Origin of the sequence: Aquitalea palustris (assembly GCF_003693445.1) — a bacterium.
GTDB classification, from domain to species: Bacteria; Pseudomonadota; Gammaproteobacteria; order Burkholderiales; family Chromobacteriaceae; genus Aquitalea; species Aquitalea palustris.
This window is the reverse complement of the sequence record NZ_RFAR01000044.1, coordinates 1-23721: the sequence shown is the minus strand read 5'-3', so window position 1 is coordinate 23721 and position 23721 is coordinate 1. Positions and strand designations below refer to the sequence as shown.

General features: G+C 59.5%; 20 protein-coding genes and 2 pseudogenes. 12 read left to right on the top strand and 10 right to left on the bottom strand.

The annotated features are described in order from the left end of the window. Window positions 1-16: 16 nt before the first annotated feature. Window positions 17-727, bottom strand: a complete 711-nt coding sequence (locus EAY64_RS11290) for a type 1 glutamine amidotransferase domain-containing protein (RefSeq protein WP_199734433.1) — start codon at window positions 725-727, stop codon at window positions 17-19. 356 nt (window positions 728-1083) lie between these two features. Here EAY64_RS11290 and EAY64_RS11285 point away from each other — a divergent pair, with 356 nt between their 5' ends. Further along, a complete protein-coding gene (locus EAY64_RS11285; RefSeq protein WP_103524867.1) occupies window positions 1084-2322 on the top strand; it encodes an NADH:flavin oxidoreductase/NADH oxidase family protein in 1239 nt (412 codons plus the stop codon). Window positions 2323-2417: 95 nt separating this feature from the next. Here the strand turns inward: EAY64_RS11285 and EAY64_RS11280 are convergent, their stop codons facing one another. Together EAY64_RS11280 and EAY64_RS11275 are read right to left on the bottom strand one after the other, a co-directional pair. After that, the gene (locus tag EAY64_RS11280; protein WP_103524866.1) at window positions 2418-2924 is read right to left on the bottom strand and encodes a LysR substrate-binding domain-containing protein; all 507 of its coding nucleotides are present in this window, start codon (window positions 2922-2924) and stop codon (window positions 2418-2420) included. Between the two features lie 144 nt (window positions 2925-3068). Further along, entirely contained in the window at window positions 3069-3545 is a 477-nt protein-coding gene (locus EAY64_RS11275; protein ID WP_103524865.1) for an Lrp/AsnC family transcriptional regulator, read from the bottom strand. Between the two features lie 120 nt (window positions 3546-3665). Between EAY64_RS11275 and EAY64_RS11270 the strand changes: the two genes are divergently transcribed. From EAY64_RS11270 to EAY64_RS11260, 3 genes are read left to right on the top strand one after another with little or no spacing between them, the layout of a single operon-like run. Continuing rightward, on the top strand, window positions 3666-4697 hold the full coding sequence (locus EAY64_RS11270) for a histone deacetylase family protein (protein WP_103524864.1): 1032 nt from the start codon (window positions 3666-3668) through the stop codon (window positions 4695-4697). A gap of 30 nt (window positions 4698-4727) precedes the next feature. Next, window positions 4728-5774, top strand: a complete 1047-nt coding sequence (gene ocd / locus EAY64_RS11265; RefSeq protein ID WP_103524876.1) for an ornithine cyclodeaminase — start codon at window positions 4728-4730, stop codon at window positions 5772-5774. Between the two features lie 51 nt (window positions 5775-5825). Next, window positions 5826-6986 carry a branched-chain amino acid ABC transporter substrate-binding protein gene (locus EAY64_RS11260; RefSeq protein WP_103524863.1) on the top strand — a complete coding sequence of 387 codons (1161 nt, stop codon included), beginning with the start codon at window positions 5826-5828 and terminating at the stop codon, window positions 6984-6986. A gap of 61 nt (window positions 6987-7047) precedes the next feature. Here the strand turns inward: EAY64_RS11260 and EAY64_RS11255 are convergent, their stop codons facing one another. The 5 genes and pseudogenes from EAY64_RS11255 to EAY64_RS11235 form a co-directional block, all read right to left on the bottom strand. Next, window positions 7048-7269: a hypothetical protein gene (locus EAY64_RS11255; RefSeq protein WP_103524862.1), complete on the bottom strand. Its 222-nt coding sequence runs from the start codon at window positions 7267-7269 to the stop codon at window positions 7048-7050. A gap of 30 nt (window positions 7270-7299) precedes the next feature. Further along, window positions 7300-8736 (bottom strand): efflux transporter outer membrane subunit, encoded by a 1437-nt coding sequence (locus EAY64_RS11250; protein WP_103524861.1) that lies wholly within the window; start codon window positions 8734-8736, stop codon window positions 7300-7302. A gap of 105 nt (window positions 8737-8841) precedes the next feature. Continuing rightward, window positions 8842-11979: pseudogene (locus EAY64_RS11245) on the bottom strand (efflux RND transporter permease subunit); the annotation flags it as partial. A 20-nt stretch (window positions 11980-11999) separates the two neighbouring features. After that, window positions 12000-13199 carry an efflux RND transporter periplasmic adaptor subunit gene (locus tag EAY64_RS11240; protein WP_103524859.1) on the bottom strand — a complete coding sequence of 400 codons (1200 nt, stop codon included), beginning with the start codon at window positions 13197-13199 and terminating at the stop codon, window positions 12000-12002. A gap of 302 nt (window positions 13200-13501) precedes the next feature. Continuing rightward, window positions 13502-14398 (bottom strand): LysR family transcriptional regulator, encoded by an 897-nt coding sequence (locus tag EAY64_RS11235; protein ID WP_103524858.1) that lies wholly within the window; start codon window positions 14396-14398, stop codon window positions 13502-13504. 226 nt (window positions 14399-14624) lie between these two features. Here EAY64_RS11235 and EAY64_RS11230 point away from each other — a divergent pair, with 226 nt between their 5' ends. Genes EAY64_RS11230 through EAY64_RS11220 form a run of 3 tightly spaced genes read left to right on the top strand, consistent with a single transcriptional unit; the run spans window position 14625 to window position 17398 of the window. Next, on the top strand, window positions 14625-15194 hold the full coding sequence (locus EAY64_RS11230) for a TetR/AcrR family transcriptional regulator (RefSeq protein WP_103524857.1): 570 nt from the start codon (window positions 14625-14627) through the stop codon (window positions 15192-15194). A gap of 59 nt (window positions 15195-15253) precedes the next feature. Next, on the top strand, window positions 15254-16252 hold the full coding sequence (locus EAY64_RS11225; protein ID WP_158604669.1) for an aldo/keto reductase: 999 nt from the start codon (window positions 15254-15256) through the stop codon (window positions 16250-16252). A gap of 42 nt (window positions 16253-16294) precedes the next feature. Beyond that, window positions 16295-17398: an MBL fold metallo-hydrolase gene (locus tag EAY64_RS11220; RefSeq protein ID WP_103524855.1), complete on the top strand. Its 1104-nt coding sequence runs from the start codon at window positions 16295-16297 to the stop codon at window positions 17396-17398. A 313-nt stretch (window positions 17399-17711) separates the two neighbouring features. Here the strand turns inward: EAY64_RS11220 and EAY64_RS11215 are convergent, their stop codons facing one another. Beyond that, window positions 17712-18686: a LysR family transcriptional regulator gene (locus EAY64_RS11215; protein ID WP_103524854.1), complete on the bottom strand. Its 975-nt coding sequence runs from the start codon at window positions 18684-18686 to the stop codon at window positions 17712-17714. Window positions 18687-18819: 133 nt separating this feature from the next. On the opposite strand from EAY64_RS11215, the gene EAY64_RS11210 reads away from it, so the two are divergent. The 5 genes from EAY64_RS11210 to EAY64_RS11190 all read left to right on the top strand — a co-directional run bounded on the left by EAY64_RS11210 (window position 18820) and on the right by EAY64_RS11190 (window position 23177). Beyond that, window positions 18820-19662 (top strand): SDR family oxidoreductase, encoded by an 843-nt coding sequence (locus tag EAY64_RS11210; RefSeq protein ID WP_103524853.1) that lies wholly within the window; start codon window positions 18820-18822, stop codon window positions 19660-19662. 111 nt (window positions 19663-19773) lie between these two features. Next, window positions 19774-20832 (top strand): NAD(P)-dependent alcohol dehydrogenase, encoded by a 1059-nt coding sequence (locus EAY64_RS11205; RefSeq protein WP_103524852.1) that lies wholly within the window; start codon window positions 19774-19776, stop codon window positions 20830-20832. Next, window positions 20829-21296, top strand: coding sequence for a (R)-mandelonitrile lyase (locus EAY64_RS11200; protein WP_103524851.1), 468 nt, complete (start codon window positions 20829-20831; stop codon window positions 21294-21296). Before EAY64_RS11205 ends, EAY64_RS11200 begins: the two co-directional genes overlap by 4 nt. Then, complete coding sequence (locus EAY64_RS11195; RefSeq protein WP_199734432.1) at window positions 21296-21877, top strand: NAD(P)H-binding protein; 582 nt, start codon at window positions 21296-21298, stop codon at window positions 21875-21877. The genes EAY64_RS11200 and EAY64_RS11195 overlap by 1 nt, the downstream gene beginning before the upstream one ends. A 94-nt stretch (window positions 21878-21971) precedes the next feature. Next, window positions 21972-23177 (top strand): Bcr/CflA family multidrug efflux MFS transporter, encoded by a 1206-nt coding sequence (locus EAY64_RS11190; protein ID WP_103524849.1) that lies wholly within the window; start codon window positions 21972-21974, stop codon window positions 23175-23177. A gap of 77 nt (window positions 23178-23254) precedes the next feature. Here EAY64_RS11190 and EAY64_RS11185 read toward each other — a convergent pair. After that, window positions 23255-23587, bottom strand: a pseudogene (locus EAY64_RS11185) (transposase); the annotation flags it as partial. Window positions 23588-23721: the final 134 nt, after the last annotated feature.

Below are 23721 nucleotides of genomic sequence, written 5' to 3'. Positions count from 1 at the left end.
TGAAGTATTTCCGTGCTTATGGTTGTGTGCCGTTTTTCAATGCTGCCAGCAGTGCCAGCGCGACTTCCTGGCTGGAGCCGGGATTCTGGCCGGTAACAAAACGGCCATCGGTCACTACATAGGAACGGAAAGGGATGATGGATTTTTCATAGCGGGCCCCCTTGGCTTCCAATTCGCTCTGCAGCAGATAAGGTACCTGGCTTCTTACCCCTGACAGTGTTTCCTCGAGATTGGAAAAGCCGGTCAGCCGATGCCCGGCAATCAGCGGCGTGCCGTCCTCCGCCTCCAGATCCAGCAGCCCCGCGGCTCCATGACAGACTGAGGAAACGATACCGCCATGACGGTAAATGCCTTCAGCGATGCGTTTCAATGCCTTGTTGCTACGGAAATCCCACATGGTGCCATGGCCACCGGTAAAGAAAATGGCGCGATAGACAGCTGGATCGATGTCGGCAGCGGCCTGGCTTGACTGTAACAAGGCCATGAATTTGGGGTCATGCAGCCGCGCTTTTGCCGCGGCATCCAGATAAAGCCAGCCCAGGCTGCGCGGGTCGATGGGCACCTTCCCGCCAAGCGGGCTGACCAGGTCGACGGAGTAGCCTGCCTCAAGCAGCACATCGTAGACATGCGTCAGTTCGGCAAGCCATAGCCCGGTACTATCGGTACGGGACGGGTAGCGGTCATGGCTGGTCACCACCAGCAGTATCTGGTCAGAAGGTGTCGGCATTTCAGGCATCCCGTTGGCAATTGCAGTTTTCATCATCAGTAAGCAGGCGAGCAGGATAATCTGCTTGAAAATGGACATGCGTCCCATCCCCCAAAGCGTAGAACATTTCACCATGCACTACAGGCAGCTGCAGCTGCGCGCAAGCAATGGCTCAAGCGCATGCTAAGTTTAAAGTACGCTTTAATGTCAATCGCTAGTTTCCCGGCCACCCTGTAGAGGCGGTTGAGAATTCGCCCTGCGCAGAAAACCAGTTCGGTAGCGCTCACTCCTGCAGCACAATCCACTTGCTGGCGGGACTTGACCTTCAAGTTAGCTTTAATTTTATCGTGCCGTCTTCACCACCCCGGGAGACCACGATGAACCCCTTTACTTCACTGCGCCTGCCCAATGGTAGCCAACTGCCGAACCGGCTGGCCAAGGCTGCCATGGAAGAAAACATGGCCGACCATGACCATGCACCCTCTGATGAACTGATACGGCTTTACCGTACTTGGGCCGCAGGAGGTGCCGGCCTGTTGATTACCGGAAATGTCATGGTAGACCGCCGCGCCATGACCGGACCTGGCGGTGTGGTATTGGAATCTGCGCAATTTGGCCCCCGCTTTAAACAATGGTCCGCAGCCGCCCGGTCACAGGGTGCGCAAGTGTGGATGCAGATCAATCATCCGGGACGGCAAATGCCGGTGGCGCTGGGGCAGGAAACCCTTGCACCATCGGCCGTGGCACTGGAATTGGGGCATTTTTCGAAACAGTTCGAACGACCACGTGCCATGACCGAGGCCGACATCACCGCAGTGAAGGACCGTTTTGTCCGCACGGCGCTGCTCGCCGAACAGTTTGGCTTCAATGGCGTTCAAATCCATGCAGCACATGGCTATCTGCTCAGCCAGTTCCTGTCTCCCATCACCAATCGAAGAGAAGATCGCTGGGGCGGCTCCATCGAAAACCGCGCACGCCTGCTGCTGGACATCGTCAAGGCAGTACGTCAGGCGACAGGCAATGGCTTTGCCGTTTCGGTGAAACTGAACTCGGCCGATTTCCAGCGCGGCGGCTTTAGTGCAGATGATGCCAGGCAGGTGGTGCAATGGCTGAATCCGCTGGGTGTGGATCTGATTGAGCTGTCCGGCGGTAGCTATGAAGCACCGGCCATGCATGGCCAGACGCGTGATGGCCGAACCCTGGCACGGGAGGCCTACTTCCTGGAATTCGCCCGCGATATTGCAGGCGTCACCACCCTGCCCATCATGGTCACCGGAGGTATCCGCCGCTATCCGGTGGTCGAACAGGTATTACAAAGTGGCATTGCCGTGGCCGGCATGGCCACCGCCCTGGCGCTTGATCCGCAGCTGCCCTCCAGCTGGCGTTCCGACACCAAGGCGACAGCGCAGCTGCGTGCCATTCCCTGGAAAAACAAAGTACTGGCATCGATTGCCTATATGGCCATGGTGAAATACCAGATGCGGCGACTGGCTAGCGGCAAGCCCCCCCGGCCGGATGTCTCACCGGCTATCGCATTGGCAAAACAGCAATGGGATACCACGCTCAAGAACTACCGCTACCGCCGCTGGATGCACAACCCAGCCGCTGCGGCCTGACCATCCGGGAAGCAGCACGGCGTGATGTCAGATCATCGAGTGCAGGGTTGCGGCCAGCAAGCGTAGTGGCGGCAGATCCGCAGCTGCAGCAGGGCTCAGCAGATAATAACCATACCCCCCGCTATGCCACTGGGGAAATGGCATGACCCATGTGGCATGAACAGGGCACCCTGCTCCAGCTGATCCTGAAATAATCGCGGGTCCGCCAAGGCAATACCGTAACCCTGAGCGGCGGCATTCACGGCTGCGTCCAGAGAATCGAAAAACAGCTGCTGCCCCGGCATGGGGTCTGCCGCATAGGCTTGCCATTCTTGCTGACTGCCATTGGCGTGGATCAGCCGCTGGTGCGCCATGTCTGCGGACTCTTGCAGCGCCATCGACAACTCGGCACTGCACATCGGGGTGAGTTGCTCGGGAAACAGCAGCTCCGACCCCAAGCCCTCCCATTGCCCATCCCCCCGCACAACCATGGCATCAAAATCACCACAGCCAACGGCTGGCTTATCAATCACCGTGGTGCTGATTTCCAACTGGATAGCCGGCAGGCAACGCGGAATGGCAGCAAGGCGGGCCAGGAAGCAGCACAAGGCAGATGACTGCAAGCCCTGATGTGTGCAACAAAGCGCTGAGACATGAAGTGCCTGTTACGACGCCCCGATAGCGGGTCATATAAAGCCGTTCCGCTGGCAGTGGGCGGAACAAGCTCTTCATTGCTGCATGATCCCAGCAGTCTCACCGCGCGGGAGTCATAAAGGAATCCTGGAATTGAACTTGATCTCTTTCAATGCCAGGTTCGAATGAATTGAACTAATCCCGGGAATGGCGCGCAGTTGTTCGACAAAATTACTGTAATCGTCCAGGTCACTGGCCAACACCACCAGCAGGTAGTCCGCTTCGCCTGTTATTTTGTGGCATGACAAAACCTGCTCGTGATCACGAATCAGTGCCTCGAAATGATTCGGCTGCTTGTCGCCAACATTACCAAAACTGAGACTGACAAAGGCCAGCACATCCAGACCCATCTTGCGTCTGTCAAGATTCGCCTGGTAACCCAGAATATACCCCTCTTCTTCCAGCCGTTTCAGCCGCCGCCAGCAAGGCGTCACACTCAGGGACAGCTGTTCTGCCAGCTTGGGGGTGGACATGGCACCATCCTTCTGCAGAAGCTTCAGAATAGCCAGGTCTGCCGCATCCAGCGCCGGATCCGGTTTGTTTATCTTCATTTAGCACCAAAAAGTAATGTTTCTTTCCTTATATTGCCAATTTACTGACAAGAAAAGCAAAAAAATTACTTTCTGCAATCCGCATAATTTGCATCAGGACAACAGCCACGCGATGCAAAGATGCTTACCTTCCACAACCCCGATCATCACCTGCACCATGCCTCCGAACTGAAGGATGGCAAGGTTTCCCCTTGTTTTGAACTACCGCACCGCGCCGACACCGTACTAGCCCGGGTGCGTCAGGTCGGATTGGGTCAGCTTGCCATACCAGCCCACTACGGCAAGGAACGCTATGCACGGATTCACAGTGAACGTTATGTGAATTTCCTGGAGTCAGCCTGGCAGGAATGGACGGCGCTGGGGCACCGCCATGATGCCCTGCCACTGGTCTGGCCTGTGCGTGACCTGCGCAGTGACATCGAACCCGAGCATATTGACGGCAAGCTGGGTTTTTATGCCATGGATGCAGGCGTGGCAATTACCGCAGGTACCTGGCAAGCCGTACGCCGTAGCGCAGATACTGCCCTCAATGGCATGGACCACTTGCTACAGGGCAATCGCAGTGCATTTGCCCTGTGTCGTCCGCCAGGCCATCACGCAGCAGCGGAGTACATGGGTGGCTACTGCTATCTCAACAATGCGGCCATTGCGGCCCAGTCCTGCCTTGACCAGGGCGGCAAGCGCGTGGCCATTCTCGATGTCGACTTTCACCACGGCAATGGCACGCAGAGCATTTTCTACCAGCGTCCGGACGTGCTGTTCGTTTCACTACATGGTGACCCACGGCGCTCCTATCCCTACTTTTCCGGCCATCGCGATGAAACAGGCAGCGGTGCGGGACAAGGCTTCAATCTGAACTACCCCCTTCCCCATGGCACTGACTGGGGGAGCTATGCCACGGCGCTGGATGATGCTTGCAAGCGTATCCGGGCATACCAACCCGATGCACTGGTGATCTCGCTTGGGGTGGATACCTATGAGAACGACCCGATAAGCCATTTCAGGCTGACCAGTCATGACTTTTTCGGCATTGGTGCCGCCATTGCCTCCATTCAGTCTCCGACCTTGTTTGTGATGGAAGGCGGCTACATGGTGGATGAAATCGGCATCAATGCAGTGAACGTACTTCAAGGCTACACAGGAGGAGTCTGAATGAATGCACCAGCCCACGCCCAAGCGGTAATGAGCAATTTGGAAACGCGATTCCAGACACGTTATCTGGACATTACTGACATCCGCACGCTGCTAAAGCGCAAGGGGGTACAGAACGTCTTGTCGGAACTGGTGAAGTACATCGAGTCCGATTACCGACGCTGGCAGGATTTCCACAAGTGTGCCCGGGTAGCCAATCACTCCGACAACGGGGTGATTGAACTGATGCCGGTATCCGACAGCCAGTTGTATGGTTTCAAGTACGTCAACGGCCATCCGGCAAATACCTTTCAGAACATGCTGACCGTGATGGCATTTGGTGCGCTGGCCGATGTCGCCACCGGCTTCCCCTTGCTGTTGAGCGAATTCACCATTGTCACGGCCCTGCGTACGGCGGCCACCTCGGCCTGGGTTGCCAGATTGCTGGCACGCCCGAACGCAAAGCGCATGGCGGTGATTGGCAATGGTGCGCAAAGTGAATTCCAGATTCTCGCCTTCACAACCGTACTGGGCATCAATGAAGTGCGCGTGTTCGATATTGACCCGCACGCCACCGACAAATTAGTGCGGAATCTTGCCGGCCTCCCGGGACTGACCCTGCTGCGTTGCCACTCGGCGGCAGAAGCAGTGCGTGGCGCGGATATTGTCACCACCGTAACGGCTGACAAGAACTACGCCACCATTCTGACACCGGACATGATTGAAGACGGCATGCATATCAATGCCGTTGGCGGGGATTGCCCAGGCAAGACCGAGCTGCACGCCGAGGTATTGCTACGCGGCAAAGTGTTTGTGGAGTACGAGCCACAATCGCGCATCGAGGGGGATATCCAGCAAATGCCGGCAGACTTCCCTGTCACCGAGCTATGGGAAGTCCTGCAGCAGGTGAAGCCTGGCCGTGAGAATGCCCAGCAGATCACCATTTTCGATTCCGTTGGCTTTGCCCTGGAAGATTTCTCCGCACTGCGCTATCTGCATGAGCACAGCCGCGAGATGTCACTGGGCAGCTTGATGAATCTGATTCCCCAAGACTTTAACCCCAAGGATCTGTTTGGTTTTTCCAGCCGGATTGACTAACAGACCGCAGCTGTCCTGTATAGAAAAACATAAGGAAATAAGGAGATTCAGATGGAGCAACTCAAGATTTTCAGCGGGCTGACTGTATTGGCCCTGGCCCTTACCGCTTGCGGCCAGCAAGACAAGGCCGCCACATCGGCCGCTGGTGTCACGGTGAAAATTGGCCAAGCCTCCCCGCTTAGCGGGCCGATATCACACCTTGGCAAGGATGTGGAAAACGGTGCCCGCCTGGCGATTGATGACCTGAACAAAGAAGGCGTGGTCATTAATGGTCAGAAAGTTCGCTTTGAACTGGAGTCCGTAGATGATCAGGGCGACCCCAAGGTAGCCACGCAAATGGCACAACGCCTGGTGGACAGCGGCGTGGTTGGCGTGGTCGGTCATTTGAATTCCGGCACCTCCATCCCTGCTTCGAAGATCTATTCGGATGCAGGTATCCCGCAAATCACCCCGTCTGCCACCAACCCCGCCTTCACGGCACAAGGTTACAAAACCACCTTCCGCATGATTGCCAATGATGTACAGCAGGGATCCGCCATGGGCAAGTTTGCGGCGGACAGCCTACATGCCAAAACCGTAGCCATCATTGATGACCGCACGGCATATGGACAGGGTCTGGCAGACGAGTTTGAAAAGGCAGCCAAGGCCAATGGCATTACCGTGGTGAAACGGGAGTTCACCACCAATAATGCCACCGACTTCACCGCCATTCTGACCGCCATCAAGGCCAGCCAGCCTGAGCTGATCTACTACGGCGGCATGGATGCCCAGGCCGGCCCGATGGCAAAGCAGATGAAACGGCTGGGCCTGAAGTCCAAGCTGATTGGTGGCGACAGCATCCAGACTCCGGAATTCATGAAACTGGCTGGCGAAGCCGCAGAGGGAAGCTATGCCTCGGCCTGCGGTGTGCCACGTGAAAAAATGGCCGGTTTTGCCGACTTCGAAAACCGTTTCAAAGCCAGCTTCAATGTTCCGGTACAAGTGTTTGCACCCTACGAATACGATGCCGTCAAAATCCTGGTAGATGCAATGAAACGGGCAGGATCGACCGACCCGAAGCGTTACTTGCCGGAAGTGGGCAAAACCAGCTTTGCCGGCATCACCGGACAGATTGCCTTTGATGACAAAGGCGATATCAAGCATGGCACCATTACGGTCTATCAAGCCAGGGCGGGCAAGTGGGAGGTGGTCTCCACTACGGATGGGCAGTAAGCGGCTTACCTTTCAAATTGCATTTCCTCCCTCTATGCTGGCCAGCTTTTGCTGGCCATTTTTATCTGACCGGCATCCCGCTGCCACCACGATGGCGATTCACCTCGCACGGGGTACCTGCGGTGCAGAATGCATCGTTGGCATTGGTGGCATTGGTGGCGGCCGGCGGCGGCGTTTCTGCATTGGTGCTGTCCGGGGCAGAGGCCGTTATCCGGCCATTTTCGGCATTAGCCTGCATGGAGCAGGCCATGATCAGCAAAATGCCAGCGAATATCTTGTTCATGGTTTTCCTTGCCTGGTATTGTTTTTCGGGTCAGTTCCAGCTGCCGCCAAGTGCGCGGATCAGACTGATTGATGCAAGATAGCGGTCTTGTCTTATGCTCAGTGCCTGGCGACGGATGGTCAGTTCGCTACGCTCGGCATCTAATAATTCCAGCTGGCCAGTCTGGCCGTTGCGATAGCGGGAAGCAGCCATGGCGCTGGCCTGGGTGGCGTTTTGCACAGCCAGTTGCTGGGCAGACTCTTCTTGTTGCAGCAGGCGGATATCGCTGAGCGAATCTTCCACCTCGCCCAGCGACTGCAGGATGCTGTGACGGTAGTCAGCCATGGCCAGTTCCATGTCGGCACGGGCCGAGCCTAGCAGCGCCTGACGGCGCCCCCCATCAAACAACGGCAAGGACAGCAGGCCCTCCACCGACCAGGCCCGCGCCGACCAGCGGAAAATGTCGCGCAACTGGGAGGAGGCATAGCCACCGGCCGAGGTCAGGGTCAGGTCGGGAAACCAGGCCGCCTGCGCCACGCCGACCCGGGTCTGTGCGGCCAGCAGCTTGCGCTGGGCAGCTGCCACATCAGGCCGGCGGGCGAGCATGGCGGCCGGAACCCCGGCCGGTATCTGCGGCAAGGCCGACCGGAAGTCCGCCTCTGCCAACTGAAAACCGCTGGCCGGCTGACCTAGCAACAGCGCCAGCGCGTTTTCCGCTTCGGCCCGCTGCCGATCCAGCGCAATGGCTTGGGCACGGGTAGCCTGGCTGTCAGCCGCAATGCGCGCCAATGCCAGCCCCGACTCTTCCCCTGCCTGATAACGTTGCTGCGTCAGTTGCTCGCTATGCGCGTAGGACTGCACGGTCTCTTGCAGCAGCTTGCGTTGCTGGTCGAGAAACTGCAGCCTGAAATAAGCCTGTGCCACCTGGCTGCTGATCAGCAACTGGCTGCCCTGCAGCAGCGCGGCACTGGCTTCGGCATCCAGCGCGGCGGCACGGCTGGCGCCGGACAGGCGACCGGCCAGGTCGATTTCATAGCTGAAGCTCGCCCCCAGGCTGGTCAGCTTCACCGGGGTGGTGTTACTGCTGTTCAGCAAGCTGGTACCCGACGGCCCGGCCCCGGCCTGAGTGCCGCGTGCGCTACCGGCGGTCAAATCCAGCTGCGGCATCCGCTCAGCATCGGCCTCACCCAGCGCAGCTCTGGCCTGTTGCAGCCGTGCAGCAGCCACAGCCAGGTCAGTATTGTGCTGCAGTGCGCTGTCGATCAGCCGGTTCAGCGTACTGTCCTGATAAGCCAGCCACCAGTCGCCACGGCTGGCGGCGTCTGCCGGTGCAGCCAGCGTCCAGCTGCCATCCGCCAGCGTGGCTACTGGCGGGTTCTTGTAGCTGGACGGCGTGGCCGGCAGCTGGCTGCCATCGATGGCAGGCGGCGTGGCGCAGGCGCTCAGCGCCGCTGCCAGCAGCAGGCCCAGTGTGATTCTATTGATCATTGATCTGCTTCCTTATTCGACGTTGTGGTGCTGTAGCGCATGGCCATGCTCATGCCCCATTGGCGGCTGGGCAATCGGGTCCAGATGGGGCACTTGTCCGTGTAGCTTCAGTGGCTTGTTGCCGGACAGGCGACGCATCAGCACATAGAACACCGGGGTGAGGAACAGCCCGAATACCGTGACACCAATCATGCCGCTGAATACCGCCACGCCCATGGCATTGCGCATTTCGGCCCCGGCCCCCTGCGCCAGTACCAGCGGCAGCACACCCATGATGAAGGCCATCGAGGTCATCAGGATGGGGCGCAGTCGCAGGCGGCTGGCTTCAATGGCCGCCTGCAGCGGGCTGCGGCCGGCAAACTCCAGTTCGCGGGCGAATTCGACAATCAAAATGGCGTTCTTGGCACTCAGGCCCACCAGCACCACCAGGCCGATCTGGGTAAACACATTGTTGTCGCCGTGGCTCAGCCACACCCCGGCCATGGCCGCCAGCAAGGCCATCGGCACAATCAGGATGATGGCCAGCGGCAGCGCCAGGCTTTCGTACTGCGCCGCCAACACCAGGAACACCAGCAGGATGGCAATGGGGAATACCCAGCGGCCGGAATCACCCGCCAGGATTTCCTGATAGGTCAGCTCGGTCCACTCGTAGCCAATGCCCGGCGGCAGGGTTTGTGCTGCCACCCGTGCCACGGCCTCCTGTGCCTGTCCGCTGGAATAGCCGGGGGCGGCACCACCGTTGATGTCGGCCGCCAAAAAGCCGTTGTAACGCATGGCCCGTTCCGGCCCGAAGCTGGGCTTGACCTTGAGCAGGGCCGACAGCGGCACCATGCTGCCGTTGGCCGAACGCACCTGCAGCTGGCCCACATCCTCTGGCCTTGCGCGGAAATCAGCATCCGCCTGCACCCGCACGGTGTAGGTTCGGCCAAACTTGTTGAAGTCGTTGACGTACAGGCTGCCCAGATAAATCTGCATGGTGTTGAACACGTCGGTCACCTTCACCCCCAGCTGCTGGGCCTTGGTACGGTCCAGATCAGCCAGCAGCTGCGGCACATTCAACTGGTAGCTGGTATACAGCCCGGCCAGCTCCGGCGCCTTGGCCGCACCGGCCATAAAGGCTTTCACTGCCTTGTCCATGGCCTCGTAACCCAGGCCGCCACGGTCTTCCAGTTGCAGCTTGAACCCACCGGTAGTGCCCAGCCCCTGGACCGGCGGCGGCGGGAACATCACCACAAAAGCGCCTTGCAACTTGCCGAACTCGGCATTCATTGCTCCGGCAATGGCATTAGCGCTCATGCCCTTGCCCTGCCGTTCTTCAAACGGCTTGAGGGTGACAAAGACGATGCCGGAGTTGGCACTATTGGTGAAACCGTTGATCGACAGGCCGGGGAAGGCAATGGCATGCTCGACGCCCGGAATCTTCAGCGCGATATCGCTCATGCGGTGAATCACCGCGTCGGTGCGATCCAGCGTGGCACCATCCGGCAACTGGGCAAAGCCGATCAGGTATTGCTTGTCCTGCACCGGCACAAAGCCACCCGGAATGCTGTGGAACAGCCCTGCTGTCAGCGCGGCCAGCCCGGCATAGATGGCCAGCATGACAAACTTGCGGCCGATGGCTTGCTTCACGCCCTGGCTGTAACGCGTGGCACCACGGTTGAACAGGCTGTTGAATCGATCAAAGAAACCACCCAGCACGCGGTCCATCTGGCGGGTCAGCCAGTCTTGCGGTGCATCGTGGCGTTGCAGCAGCAAGGCCGCCAGTGCCGGGGATAGCGTGAGCGAATTGATGGCGGAAATCACCGTGGAAATGGCAATGGTCAGCGCAAACTGCTTGTAGAACATGCCACTCAATCCGCCAATGAAAGCCAGCGGCACAAACACCGCCACCAGCACCAGCGCAATGGCAATAATGGGGCCGGAGACTTCACGCATGGCGCGATAGGAGGCCGCTCGCGGGTCCAGCCCGGCCTCGATATTGCGCTCGACGTTTTCCACCACCACGATGGCGTCATCCACCACAATGCCGATGGCCAGCACCAGGCCAAACAAGGACAGGGTGTTGATGGTGAAGCCAAAGCCGTGCATCACCGCAAAAGTGCCAATAATGGACACCGGTACTGCCAGCAGCGGAATCAGCGAGGCGCGCCAGGTTTGCAGGAACAGGATCACCACCAGCACCACCAGCGCGATGGCCTCCAGCAGGGTATGCACTACCGATTCGATCGATGCCCGCACAAACTGGGTGGGGTCGTAGTCGATGGCGTAGTCCACCCCTTCCGGCATGGATTTTTTCAGTTCGGCCATGGTGGCACGCACTTGATCGGAAATCTGCAAGGCATTGGAGCCAGGGGCTTGCGATACCGGAATGGCCACTGCCGACTTGTTATCCAGCGTGGAGTGCAAGGCGTATTCCGAAGCGCCCAGCTCGATGCGGCCCAGCTCACGCAGGCGCGTCACCGCACCGTCAGCACCGGTCTTGACGATGATGTCGCCGAATTCCTGCTCGGTTTGCAGGCTGCCCTGCGCGTTGATCGGGAATTGCAGCTGGATGCCTTGCGCACTGGGCGAAGCACCAATACTACCGGCCGCGGCCTGCACGTTCTGCTCGCGGATGGCGGTCACCACTTCACTGGCCGACAAGCCATGCATGGCCACTTTTTGCGGGTCCAGCCAGATACGCATGGAGTAATCGCCAGCACCAAACAACCCTACCTGCCCCACACCGCTGATACGTGCCAGCCGGTCGCGCACATTGAGAATGGCGTAGTTGCGCAGATAGGTCATGTCGTAGCGGCCATTGGGCGACAGCAGGTGCACCACCAGCGTCAGGTCCGGGCTGCTCTTGATTGTCGTCAGGCCCAGGCGGCGCACGTCTTCCGGCAGACGCGGCTCGGCCTGGGACACGCGGTTTTGCACCAGCTGCTGGGCCTTGTCCGGATCGGTACCGATCTGGAAAGTCACCGTCAGCGTCATCAGGCCATCGGTAGTGGCCTGGCTGCTCATGTACAGCATGCCTTCGGTGCCGTTGATGGCTTCTTCCAGCGGCGTGGCCACCGATTCGGCAATCACCTTGGGGTTGGCACCGGGAAACTGCGCCCGCACGATGATTTGCGGCGGTACCACTTCCGGGTATTCCGAAACCGGCAGCACCCGCAAGGACAGCAGGCCGGCCAGGAAAATCAGCAGCGACAACACCCCGGCAAAAATCGGGCGGTCGATGAAGAATTTGGATAGGTTCATGAATGTCTTTCGCGTGGGAATCAGCTATTGGCAGCAGCGGTGACCGGGGACTGCATCGGCACCATGTGCGGTGCGACCGCTGCGCCGGGCTGCACTTTTTGCAGGCCGTCCACAATCACCCGCTCACCGGCATGCAAGCCTGTGGTGACAATGCGCAGGCCATCCACATTCGCACCCAGGTGTACCTCGCGGTAACGTGCCTTGCTGTCCTTGTCGATCACCATGACAAAGCGCTTGTCCTGATCAGTGCCGATGGCCTGCTCAGCCACCAGCAAGGCTGGATGGCTATGCGCCTGACCCAGCTGGATACGGACAAACTGGCCCGGCATCAGCACTCCCTCGCTGTTGTCCACACTGGCACGCAGCTTTACCGTACCGCTCTTGCCATCTACCTGGTTGTCCACCAGTTGCAGCTTGGCGGGAAAGCTTTGTTCAGTACTCGTGGCAATGCGCAGCGGGATATCGGCCAGCCGGTTGCGCGCGGCCCCGGCATCGCCCAGTTCGGCCAGCGCCTGGCTGACAGTTTCTTCGTCGGCATCAAAGCTGGCATACACCGGATTCACCGACACCAGCGTGGTCAGCACCGGGGAATCCGGCCCGGCCGATACCAGATTGCCGGTGGTCAGCAGCAGCTTGCCCACCCGGCCGGATACCGGCGCGCGAATGGCGGTGTAGCCCAGGTTCAGCCGGGCCGTTTGCAAGGCGGCCTGCGCGGCTTTCAGGCTGGCTTCGGCAGCGCGGGCTGCATTGTTGCGTTCGTCGGCATCGCGCTGGGCAATGGCGTGGTCGGCCAGCATGCGGGTTGCTCGTTCCTGCTCGCCTCGGGCATATACCAGCTGGGACTGGGCGGCCATTACTTGCGCACTGGTTCGATCGACCTCGGCCTGGTATGGCGCCGGATCAATCGTGATCAGCACCTCCCCGGCCTTGACCAGCGCCCCCTCGCGAAAATGTACCGACTGGATGGCCCCGGCCACCCGCGAACGCAGCTCCACCCGCTCTACCGCTTCCAGGCGGCCGGAAAAGCTGCTCCAGGTTTTGACATCCTGCTGCTGCACCACTGCGGCAGAAACAGCTACAGCCGGGCTGGCCGCCGGCACATCAGCCTGCACGCGCTGACTATGCAGGCCAAGATAGCCAGCCGTACCAATCGCAGCGAGTACGGCAAAGGAAATAGCAGTCATGGCCTGCAGTCGCCGGCCCTTGATGGGTAAATTCATTTGTACAGTTCCGTAAGGTCAGGACAGATGGCCAACGCCGATAGCGCGCCACCAGACACGTGATGAGGGGGCAGTGCCTGACCGGATACCACCGCTATCGGCACTGTCTTGTTGTCAGATGAGCTGGTTCCGGCGGGCGGCTCATGCCAGCCGGATAGTCACCGTTTGATTAGGGAGGAGAATGTAACAGCAGAGAATTTACTGAACTAGATGCAATTTAATGCATGCCATTATGAATTATTTTCACCAATACCAGCACAGCAGCTGCACGCAGGAATAAATCAGGAAGGGAAAATACCGCGCTATGGCGCGTGGTAACGCAAGGCATCCACCAGCAGCATCAAGGCGCGGGAGGACTGGCGCCGGTTGGGGTAGTAGAGATGAAAACCGGGAAACACCGCGCACCAGGGTTGCAGCACTTCCTGCAGGCGGCCATCGGCCAGATAAGGCTGCACATAGTCGCGGACGGTATAGGCAATACCCATGCCGGACAGGGCGGCATTCAGCATCTGCGGCAGGGTGTTGATGATGAGCTGGCCATCGACACGGATGGAAAACTTGTGCTCGCCCTGGGCAAATTCCCAGGCGTACAGCCCGCCATAGGTGGGCAGGCGCATGCTGATGCAGTTGTGCTCGGTCAGCTCACGCGGGTGGGCGGGTATGCCGTGGCGGGCAAAATAGGCCGGTGCGGCCACCACGGTGGTCTGAATATCCGGGCCGATGCGCACGGCAATCATGTCGCGCGCCACCTGGTCGCCAAAACGGATACCGGCATCAAAACGCTGCGCCACGATATCGGTAAGGCCGTAGTCGATGGACAGCTCCACCTGCACATCCGGGTAGTCCGGCAATAGCTGCGCCAGCTTGGGCAGCAGGTATTGCTCGGCGGCAAAGTCCGTTGCGGTAATGCGGATGGTGCCGGCCGGCTTGTCACGCTGCTCGCGCAGCACCGACAGCTCGGCCTCGATCTCATCCAGCCTTGGCGCAAAAATGGCCAGCACCTGCTCACCTGCCGTGGTCAGTGCCACACTGCGCGTGGTACGAGTCACCAGACGCATGCCCAACCCCTCTTCCAGTGCGCGCATGGTATGACTCACCGCCGAGGGCGATACGCCCAGCTTGGCCGCGGCACGGGTAAAGCTGCCCTCGCGGGCTACCAGGACAAAAGTGCGCAGATCATTCAGGTTTTCGCGGGCCATTATTGAAATAATCTCATTTGGACTGGCGCATTATTTTGCAAACTGCCGCAATACGCCAGCAGATTCTGCCAGCGACAGCGGCGGCAGGCCTGCTTTGCCCGGCAAGCAGCAACAGCAGCCAGCCAGACCATTGCCGCAACACATCTCCTGCGGGGCGTGCAGCGCACTTGCACCTGACCAGCCCGCACGGCTAGAATGAGTAATTACTCACTTACTTTCCCCACCCATGGCTCTCCCCCGCAGTGAAGAAAAACGCATCGCCTTGCTGGAATCTGCCGCCGCCATCATGGCTGCACAGGGGCTGGGTGCGTCCACTGCGTCGATTGCCCGTGGTGCTGGTGTGGCGGAAGGTACGCTGTTCCGCTATTTTGCCACCAAGGATGTGCTGTACAACGCCCTTTACACCCACCTGAAACTGGATCTGGCCGCTGCCCTGCGCCAGCACATGGCCGTGCACGACAGCCTGGACGGACAGGTACGTGCACTGTGGGATGCCTACATCGACTGGGGCGTCAGTAATCTGTCCTTTTTCAAGACACTGAACCAACTGGTGGTATCGGACAAGGTAACGGCAGAAACCCGCAGCACGGTGGCAAGCCAGCTGTCCGACATCAAATGTATCGCCCAGGCCTGCTCCGACAACAACGGCCTCACCGCCCTGCCCGGCGGCTTTGCCGATGCCGTATTCATGGCGCTGGCAGAAACCACCATCCAGTTTGTAGTGCGTGACCCGGCCAATGGCCAGGCTTACAAGAGCGCCGGTTTCCGGGTGTTCTGGTCTGGCTCGGTGCGCTGAATTGCAGCGCCGTTTTTTTTGCCCAACAAATGAGTGAGTACTCACAACAGGACTGTGCCATGCACTATGCGCGACTGGGCCTTGGCGGCCCCACTCTCTCCCGTCTGGCTTGTGCAGCGCTGCGGCCAGACCCGGCTTGCCCGGATGCGGTACCACAGGCCACCCGCAGCATAGGCCAGGCACTGGATGCCGGCATCAATCTGTTCGATGCCACCAGCTGCATGGATGGCATGGCGGAATCCCTGCTGGCCAGCGCCTTGGGCAAGCGCCGCGCCGAAGTACTGATCAGCAGCCGGCTTGGTGCGCGCCGCAACGGCACACACAGCCATCCCGGCCTGTCACGCAGCGATATGGTGTGGTCCATCGAGCAAAGCCTGAAACGGCTGGGCAGTGACTGGCTGGACCTGTGCGTGGTTCCGCATGAAGACCCGCACACCCCGCTGGAAGAAACCTTGCAAACACTGGATGACATGGTGCGGGCGGGCAAGGTGCGCTATCTGGGATTTGCCAACTGGCCCGCCTGGAAGGCGGCCCAAGCGCTGGAAATGCAGCTGCGCCACGGCTGGGCACCTTTTTGCTTTGGCGAGATGCACTATGCCATCAACACACGCAGCCCGGAGCGGGAAGCCATTCCCATGCTGCAAAGCTATGGTCTGGGCATGATCGTGAAGCCCCTGCCAGCAGGCTTGCCGTTCAGCAATGCCGGCGCGGTACAAGCCCAGGGCTACCTGACTGGCGCCGCAGCACCGGATGGCCCGCGTAGCAATCACCGACTGGCCGAACTGATGCGTGACATCGCGGCGAGCCATCAGGCAAGCACCAAGCAGATTGCCCTGGCCTGGTTGCTGGCGCGCGACGCGGTTTCCAGCATCGTGCCTGCGTTCAACAGTGCAATGCCGCAACAAGACGCCCTGCACGCCATGACGCTACAGCTCTCGCCTGGCGAATTGCTGCTGCTGGATGCCGCCAGTACCCCGACTCCGCTTTTGCCGGACTGGTTTTCCCTGCAGGAACACCAGCCGACAGCGCAGTCCGAACCGGAAAAAAGCTGCGCCTGAAGCCGCGCTACTCCCTCTCATTTAGCCCCGCAAGGAAGCCTCATGCCCACCCTGACAACAGACAAACCAGCTGCCGGACCAGCATCAGCCAGCGGCAGCCTGCTGCGTGATGGCCGCTACCGCAATGCCCAGCCACGCCGCGCTGGCGGGCTACGCGACACCCTGCGCATCATGCTGCGTTTTTTTACTGACAAATCACCCCATGCGGTACCGGCGCAGCCCATCCGGCCGCTGCCCTTGAGCCCGGCAGATCTGGCATCCGCACCAGACAACAGCCTGTGGCGGCTGGGGCACTCCACCGTGCTGTTCAAGCTGGATGGCGCTTTCCTGCTGACCGACCCGGTGTTCGGCCAGCGCGCCTCGCCCTTTTCCTTTATCGGCCCCAAGCGCTTCCATGCCCCGCCCATCGCGCTGGATGACTTGCCGCAACTGGACGTGGTCATCATTTCCCACGACCACTACGACCATCTGGACCGCGCCAGCGTACTGGCCTTGCAACACAAGACCCGCCGCTTCGTCACCCCGCTGGGCGTGGGCCAGCGATTGCAAGACTGGGGCATTCCGGCTGAAAAAATCCAGCAGCTGGACTGGTGGCAAGGCGTGGACGCCGGGCCGCTGCACATCACCGCCACCCCGGCCCAGCATTTTTCCGGGCGCGGCCTGCGTGATGGCAACCACACGCTGTGGGCATCCTGGGTGATACGCAGCAGCCAGAGCCGGGTATTTTTCAGTGGCGATAGCGGTTATTTTGACGGCTTTCGCGAGATTGGCCGGCGCCACGGCCCTTTCGACCTCACCCTGCTGGAGAACGGTGCCTACAACGAAGACTGGGCCGATGTGCACATGCATCCCGAGCAAACGCTGCAAGCCCATCTCGACCTGCGTGGCGCAGTACTGATTCCCATCCACAACGGCACTTTCGATCTGGCATTGCATGGCTGGACCGAGCCGCTGGAGCGTATCAGCACCCTGGCCGCACAACACGATGTCTGCCTGCGCACGCCGCGTTTTGGCGAGCGGCTGGACATCCTGCATCCGGCACAGACACAGGCTTGGTGGCAATCACAGACAACGTTGATCCACACCCCTAGTAAATGCCCCCAGCTGGCAAAGCTACATTTTCGGCTGCTGCCAAAGCAAAGCTAGCTGCTTCATATCTATAGATACACAGGGCTGCGTTGACCTGCTGACACCGCCACGTCAGCAGGAGCCATCGGTACACACACAGCATGACTCCGACTACCTGCCTCTTGCACAGATTGCATCAACGGTGGGCAATGGCTGGTCAGCGTGCGCTGGCTTAGCGCAGTGCTCCTTGCCGTACCAGCAGGAGGACTGCGACGCCCCCCCGGTATTGAGCAGCACGACTGATTTTCGGCCAAAGCGGCCGGACAGCATCATTGGAAGCAAGGACCGTTTTACACGGAGTTCCGGGCAGGCCCGAACCCGGATTGCTCATCTATTGCCCGTGCAAACAGATTTGGCTGAATTTGTCATGGGCAGTGGCAAGCTCCTGCTCTGACAGAACCAGTTCCGGGGTGTCCCGCAACTTTTCCAGGGTCAGATCCAGAAACGCCCTGACCCGCACCGGGAGTGCCTGTCGACTGCCGTAGTACAAATGCAGCGCAAACGGCGTGCTCAGTTGCGACAGCAGCAAGGGAATCAATCTGCCGGAGCGGATGTGTGGTGCTGCGGAAAGATTGGCCACTTGCCCTATCACCTGCCCCGAAAGCACGGCTTGCAGTTCCAGCTCAGTATCGTTGCTGTAAAAGGCAGGGGGGAAATGGCGCTGCTCCACCTTGCCATCCACCGTGAGATACCAGGGCAATACCTTGCCGCTTACCGGGTGTCGGAACACGCTGCAGCGGTGAGTACTGAGTTCTTCTATGGTGGTCGGTATGCCGTAGCGCGCAAGATATTCTGGTGCTGCGCAAACGATTAACTGGATGGGAAACAGCCGGCGGCTGATCACGCCATCCTGTGCCGATGCGCCAATGCGGAACCCCACATCCACCCGGTCCAGCACCCAGTCCCCAATACCATCATCCAGCGCGACATCCGGTCGCACTTCAGGATGTGCCTGACAGAATGCATCCAGCAGCGGCATCAAGATACCGGCAAATGATGACTTGGGGCCAACAATCCGCAGTGGTCCGGCAATCCCTTCTTTCCCTGCCCGTGCGGTATTGACTGCACGCTCCAGCGTCGCCAGCGCAGGCTGTGCATCTTCCAGAAACTGCTGCCCTTCCTCGGTCAGTGCCAGGCTACGCGTGGTGCGGTGCAGCAGTCGTACGCCCAGGTGCTTTTCAAGCATGGCGATGGCCTGGGTGGCCGCCTGTGCCGACACCCCTTGCGCCTGGGCAGCCTTGCGGATACTGCCCAGCTCGACAGCCTTGGCAAACATGGAAATGGAACGTAACTCGTTAATGGGCATGGGGCTGCATCGCAGATTAATGGCGTGATGAATTATCAAGTTAAAGTTGCTACTTATGCAATTTTTTATCGGCTATTCGCTTGATATTTAATTTCCTATAGTAGCGGCATACAAACACGCAGGAGTCTTGATCATGCAAAAAGAAGTCGTCGTCGTCGTTGGAGCCGGACTGATCGGCCAGGCCATTGCCCGGCGCATTGGTGTGGGCAAGCAGATCTTGCTGGCATCACTGAGCCTTCAGGATGCAGAACAAGCCAGTGCCGTTTTCCACAATGCAGGTTTCACTGCCACCGCCGCCAGCGTGGATGTGAGTTCGCGCGAATCGGTCCTGGCCCTGGTCAAGCAAGCTGAACAATTAGGCCCGATCACCGGGCTGATTCATGCCGCCGGGGTTTCCCCGTCGCAAGCGCCGGTGGAAACGATTTTGCGTGTTGACCTGTATGGCACGGCACTGGTGCTGGAGCTGTTCGGCAATGTCATGGCCAGGGGTGGTTCTGCCGTGGTCATCGCTTCGCAATCCGGTCATCGCCTGCCTGCCCTGACCCAGGAACAGGACCGTGCACTGGCCATGACACCCACCGAACAGCTGCTTGAGCTGGATTTTCTGCAGCCATCACAGGTGGTGGATACCCTGCATGCCTATCAGCTGTCCAAGCGCGGCAATTCACTGCGGGTGATGGCCGAGGCCGTACGCTGGGGTCAGCGTGGCGCCCGGGTCAATACCATCAGCCCCGGCATCATCATCACCCCGCTGGCCAATGACGAACTGAATGGCCCGCGCGGTGCCGGTTACCGTCGCATGATTGAAGCCAGCCCGACAGGACGAGCCGGTACGCCGGATGAGGTTGGCCATGTCGCCGCCCTGCTGATGGGGCAGGATGGCACCTTTATCACCGGCAGCGACATCCTGATGGATGGCGGCGTGACTGCTGCCTTCCGCTTTGGCGATATCCAGCAGCCGGTCGTGCAGTCCTGAACCGCAACTCAGGCCCACAGAACGCTAACCGCTCACTCCAGCATGGGCTGCCACCGCCCCCGGGGACGGGCAGCCCTTGCCAGACATCAAGCATTCAGGAAGAAACAGCGTATGAACTATCGCGTCAAAAGTTACGCAGCTCAGTCATCCGGCAGCCTGCTGGCACCATTCCAGATCGAACGCCGCAGTCCGCGCACAGATGATGTGGTGATCGAAATCCTCTACTGCGGCGTCTGCCATTCTGATGTGCACAATGTGCATAACGACTGGGGCAATGCCAATTATCCGATGGTGCCCGGCCATGAAATCATCGGCAAGGTGCTGGCTGTAGGTGCCGGCGTAAGCCGTTTCCAGATCGGCGACCGGGTGGGAGTGGGTTGCCTGGTGGCCTCCTGCAAACACTGTGCGCCCTGTGAGCACGGCCAGGAACAGTATTGCCAGAACGGGGCAACCTACACCTACAACCATCAGGACCCGATTGATGGCAGCCGTACCTATGGCGGCTATAGCGAGACAATCGTCGTGGCGCAGGACTTCGTGCTGAAAGTGCCGGATAGCCTGGATCTGGCTGGCGCGGCTCCGCTGCTGTGCGCCGGCATCACCACCTATTCGCCGCTACGCCATTGGCAGGTCGGCCAGGGCAGCAAGGTGGCCATCGTCGGCCTGGGTGGCTTGGGCCATATGGGTCTGAAGCTGGCCAAGGCCATGGGGGCCGAAGTCACGCTGTTCAGCCGTTCGCCCGGCAAGGAGGCCGATGCCCGCCGCCTGGGCGCTGACCATGTGGTGATGTCCACCGATACCGCGCAGATGACTGCAGTAGCAGGAAAATTCGACCTGATCATCAACACCGTGCCCTACAAGCATGATGTTAATCCCTACATTCCGACGCTGGCATCCGGTGGCACCATGGTGATGGTGGGCTACCTGGGACCGCTGGATGATTTCAATACCGGCCCCCTGGTGTTTAGCCGCAAGGCGCTGGCCGGCTCGCTGATTGGCGGCATCGCCGAAACACAGGAAATGCTGGATTTCTGTGGCCAGCACGGCATTCACTCCGATATCGAACTGATCCGCATCCAGGATATCAATCACGCCTTCGCCCGCCTGCTCAAGGCCGATGTGAAATACCGCTTCGTCATTGATATGGCTTCTTTGAAAGAACCGGCATGAACACCAACACGCAAACGGGCAGCGACGCCGGGGCTGAAGGATTGCTGATTTCCCATTCCAGCGCACGCGTCACGGTAGCCGTGCCAGCCGAATGGTTTACCGGCCAGGTACAACTGGAGATGCTGTTCTCCCCGGCAGGCCCGGACCGGGCTTCGGCCGGTCTGGTGACCTTTCCTGCCGGAGCACGCACCCACTGGCATAGTCATCCTCTGGGGCAGACCTTGCTGGTTACCGCCGGGGCTGGCTATGTACAACGCGCCGGCGGCCCGCTGCAGGAAATCCGTCCGGGCGATGTGGTGCGCATTCCGCCCCATACCCGACACTGGCATGGGGCAATGCCGGAGAGCAGCATGAGCCATATTGCCATCCAGGAGGCGCTGGACGGCAAATCGGCCGACTGGATGGAAGCCGTGAGCGATGCTGACTATGCCGCCAGCGGAGAGGGTAGCGCATGCGGCGGGTGATGATTATTGGTGCCCATGGCCAGATTGCCCGCGTCGTCACCCGGTTGTTACTGGAGCACGCTGATGTGGCATTGACGCTCTACCTGCGCCGTGCGCAGCGGCTGCAATCACTCGCCACGCATCCACGGGTGACGCTGGTAGAGGGTGACGCCCGCGATGTAGCGCAGTTGAGCGCGGCCATGCCCGGGCAGGACCTGGTCTATGCCAACCTGTCCGGCGATATGGCAAGCCAGGCCAAGGCCATTGTCGCGGCCATGCAGCACACTGGCCTGCACCGGCTGGTATTCATCAGCGCAATGGGTATTTACGCTGAGGTTCCAGGCGAAAAGTATCGCCACATCCTCGACCCGTATCGGGACTCTGCCGCCATTGTTGAAGCATCCGGGCTGGAATACACCCTGCTGCGCCCCGCCTGGCTCAATGACGAAGATATCGCCGCATATGGCCTGACACGCAAAGGCGAGCCATTCAAGGCTGCGCACGAGGTGGTATCCCGCCGTAGCGTGGCAGAAATTGTCCGGGCCATTTGCCTGGACCCTGCCCTGCATGTCGGCGAAAGCCTGGGCGTTCACCGGCAATGAGCACAGCGCAGCCCATGTACCGATGGGCTGCGCCGGGCTTGCGCTTTGCGGTCAGACATCTCTGCATTTTTTATCTACTATTCTCCACTGCCCCATGACACAGCAACGTAATCTGCGCCTGATGCTGATTCTCAGCGCGCTGATGTCTTTCGCCTCCATCTCCACTGATTTATACCTGCCCGCCCTGCCAAGCATGCAGCATGCCTTGCACGCCAGCCGTGCCGGTATCGAGCTGACCTTTTCTGCCTTCCTGGTGGGCTTCAGCATGGGGCAACTGTTTTGGGGGCCCTACAGCGACCGTGTCGGACGGCGCAAACCCATTGCCATTGGTATTGTCCTGTTTGCCCTTGGTTCGGCAGGATGCGCACTGTCAGACACCGTGTGGCAGATGATGCTGTGGCGTGTGATTCAGGCAGTTGGCGCCTGTGTCGGACCGGTACTGTCGCGCGCCATGGTGCGGGATCGCTACGGGCGGGAGCAGTCGGCTCACAAGCTCTCCACGCTGATCCTCATCATGGGGGTGGCTCCCTTGCTTGGGCCGCTGCTGGGAGGGCAGATTCTGCTGGTCTGGTCCTGGCAAGGCATCTTTTGGCTGCTGACCATCGTGGCGGCACTTTTGTTATTTTGCTTGCGCTATTTGCCAGAAACACTGGCCAGGAAAAACCGTAACACGCAGCCGGTGCAACAGGTATTCAGGGAGTATCTGTCCCTGCTGCAAGATAAAAGCTTGTTGGTCTATGCGTTGGCAGGTGCATTTTTTTATGCCGGTGCTTATACCTTCATCGTGGCAACCCCGTTTGCCTATATCGAGTATTTTCATGTCTCGCCACAGGGATATGGTTATCTGTTCGGTATCAATATTGCCGGCATGATGCTGGCTAATGCAGCCAACCGCCACCTGCTGGGACGCTTCTCCAGCAAGCATTTATTCATGGCCGGGTGCTTGGTCCTGGCGCTGTCCGGCCTGGTACTGATGATGAATGTGTATTGGTCAGTCGGTGGCTTGGCCGGTGTGGTGCTACCCATCTTTTTCTATATGTCGATGAATGGCTTCATTGTGGCCAATTCGGTGGCTGGCGCGCTGGAGCATCTGCCACACAAGGCAGGCACAGCCTCTTCACTGCTTGGCGCCATGCACTACGGCAGTGGGATTCTGAGTGCTGCATTAGTGGGCTGGTTTGCCGATGGCACACCATGGGCGATGGCCTGGCTGATGGGGCTATGTGGATTGGCCAGTTTGCTGGTGGCGATTCTGTCGGTGATTCCATTGCCAATGCAGGCTAAATGGCGCGTCTTGTAAACGGCCGCAAGCAAATGATTAGCGGTCGGCATGGCAGGGCCTGTCCGAGTTTTGTGTAAGCGGGGTGTGGGTTATATCTATGGAATGCGTTCCTCGAACTGAGTGGCAAAACGGGTCAGCGCTGCCTTCCAATCCCGAATCGGCATGATCCACTTCTGGCTGATGTTCATCAGCGCCAGACAGAACAGTTTCAGCAACGCCACATCACTCGGGAACGAGCCCCGATTCTTGGTCAGCTTGCGCAGACTGATATTCATCGACTCGATGGCATTGGTGGTGTAGATCACTTTCCAGATCTCCGGCTGGCAGTCGAAGAACGGCGACAACCGAGTCCAGTTGAGCAGCCAGGACTGACCAATCAGCAAATGCTTGTCATCCCACTTGGCCTCAAACTCACCTAGCAGCTGTTCAACTTAAACGCTACGACCCCAAGCGCGCCCAACCAGCCGAACCTGCAGACCAGCAAGCCGAAATCCGACGCCTCAAGGCATAGCTCAAACGGGTCGCCGAGGAGCGCGACATCCTAAAAAAGGCCGCCGCATAC

What these genes read in the sequence shown, in the direction of transcription:
- EAY64_RS11275 (WP_103524865.1), bottom strand. Translation starts at nt 3,545, where the DNA reads ATGAAGATAAACAAACCGGATCCGGCGCTGGATGCGGCAGACCTGGCT.
- EAY64_RS11230 (WP_103524857.1), top strand. Translation starts at nt 14,625, where the DNA reads ATGGCTCTCCCCCGCAGTGAAGAAAAACGCATCGCCTTGCTGGAATCT.
- EAY64_RS11195 (WP_199734432.1), top strand. Translation starts at nt 21,296, where the DNA reads ATGATTATTGGTGCCCATGGCCAGATTGCCCGCGTCGTCACCCGGTTG.
- EAY64_RS11210 (WP_103524853.1), top strand. Translation starts at nt 18,820, where the DNA reads ATGCAAAAAGAAGTCGTCGTCGTCGTTGGAGCCGGACTGATCGGCCAG.
- EAY64_RS11290 (WP_199734433.1), bottom strand. Translation starts at nt 727, where the DNA reads ATGCCGACACCTTCTGACCAGATACTGCTGGTGGTGACCAGCCATGAC.
- EAY64_RS11215 (WP_103524854.1), bottom strand. Translation starts at nt 18,686, where the DNA reads ATGCCCATTAACGAGTTACGTTCCATTTCCATGTTTGCCAAGGCTGTC.
- EAY64_RS11240 (WP_103524859.1), bottom strand. Translation starts at nt 13,199, where the DNA reads ATGAATTTACCCATCAAGGGCCGGCGACTGCAGGCCATGACTGCTATT.
- EAY64_RS11250 (WP_103524861.1), bottom strand. Translation starts at nt 8,736, where the DNA reads ATGATCAATAGAATCACACTGGGCCTGCTGCTGGCAGCGGCGCTGAGC.
- EAY64_RS11225 (WP_158604669.1), top strand. Translation starts at nt 15,254, where the DNA reads ATGCACTATGCGCGACTGGGCCTTGGCGGCCCCACTCTCTCCCGTCTG.
- EAY64_RS11235 (WP_103524858.1), bottom strand. Translation starts at nt 14,398, where the DNA reads ATGGCCCGCGAAAACCTGAATGATCTGCGCACTTTTGTCCTGGTAGCC.
- EAY64_RS11285 (WP_103524867.1), top strand. Translation starts at nt 1,084, where the DNA reads ATGAACCCCTTTACTTCACTGCGCCTGCCCAATGGTAGCCAACTGCCG.
- EAY64_RS11190 (WP_103524849.1), top strand. Translation starts at nt 21,972, where the DNA reads ATGACACAGCAACGTAATCTGCGCCTGATGCTGATTCTCAGCGCGCTG.
- EAY64_RS11205 (WP_103524852.1), top strand. Translation starts at nt 19,774, where the DNA reads ATGAACTATCGCGTCAAAAGTTACGCAGCTCAGTCATCCGGCAGCCTG.
- EAY64_RS11255 (WP_103524862.1), bottom strand. Translation starts at nt 7,269, where the DNA reads ATGAACAAGATATTCGCTGGCATTTTGCTGATCATGGCCTGCTCCATG.
- ocd (WP_103524876.1), top strand. Translation starts at nt 4,728, where the DNA reads ATGAGCAATTTGGAAACGCGATTCCAGACACGTTATCTGGACATTACT.
- EAY64_RS11200 (WP_103524851.1), top strand. Translation starts at nt 20,829, where the DNA reads ATGAACACCAACACGCAAACGGGCAGCGACGCCGGGGCTGAAGGATTG.
- EAY64_RS11220 (WP_103524855.1), top strand. Translation starts at nt 16,295, where the DNA reads ATGCCCACCCTGACAACAGACAAACCAGCTGCCGGACCAGCATCAGCC.
- EAY64_RS11260 (WP_103524863.1), top strand. Translation starts at nt 5,826, where the DNA reads ATGGAGCAACTCAAGATTTTCAGCGGGCTGACTGTATTGGCCCTGGCC.
- EAY64_RS11270 (WP_103524864.1), top strand. Translation starts at nt 3,666, where the DNA reads ATGCTTACCTTCCACAACCCCGATCATCACCTGCACCATGCCTCCGAA.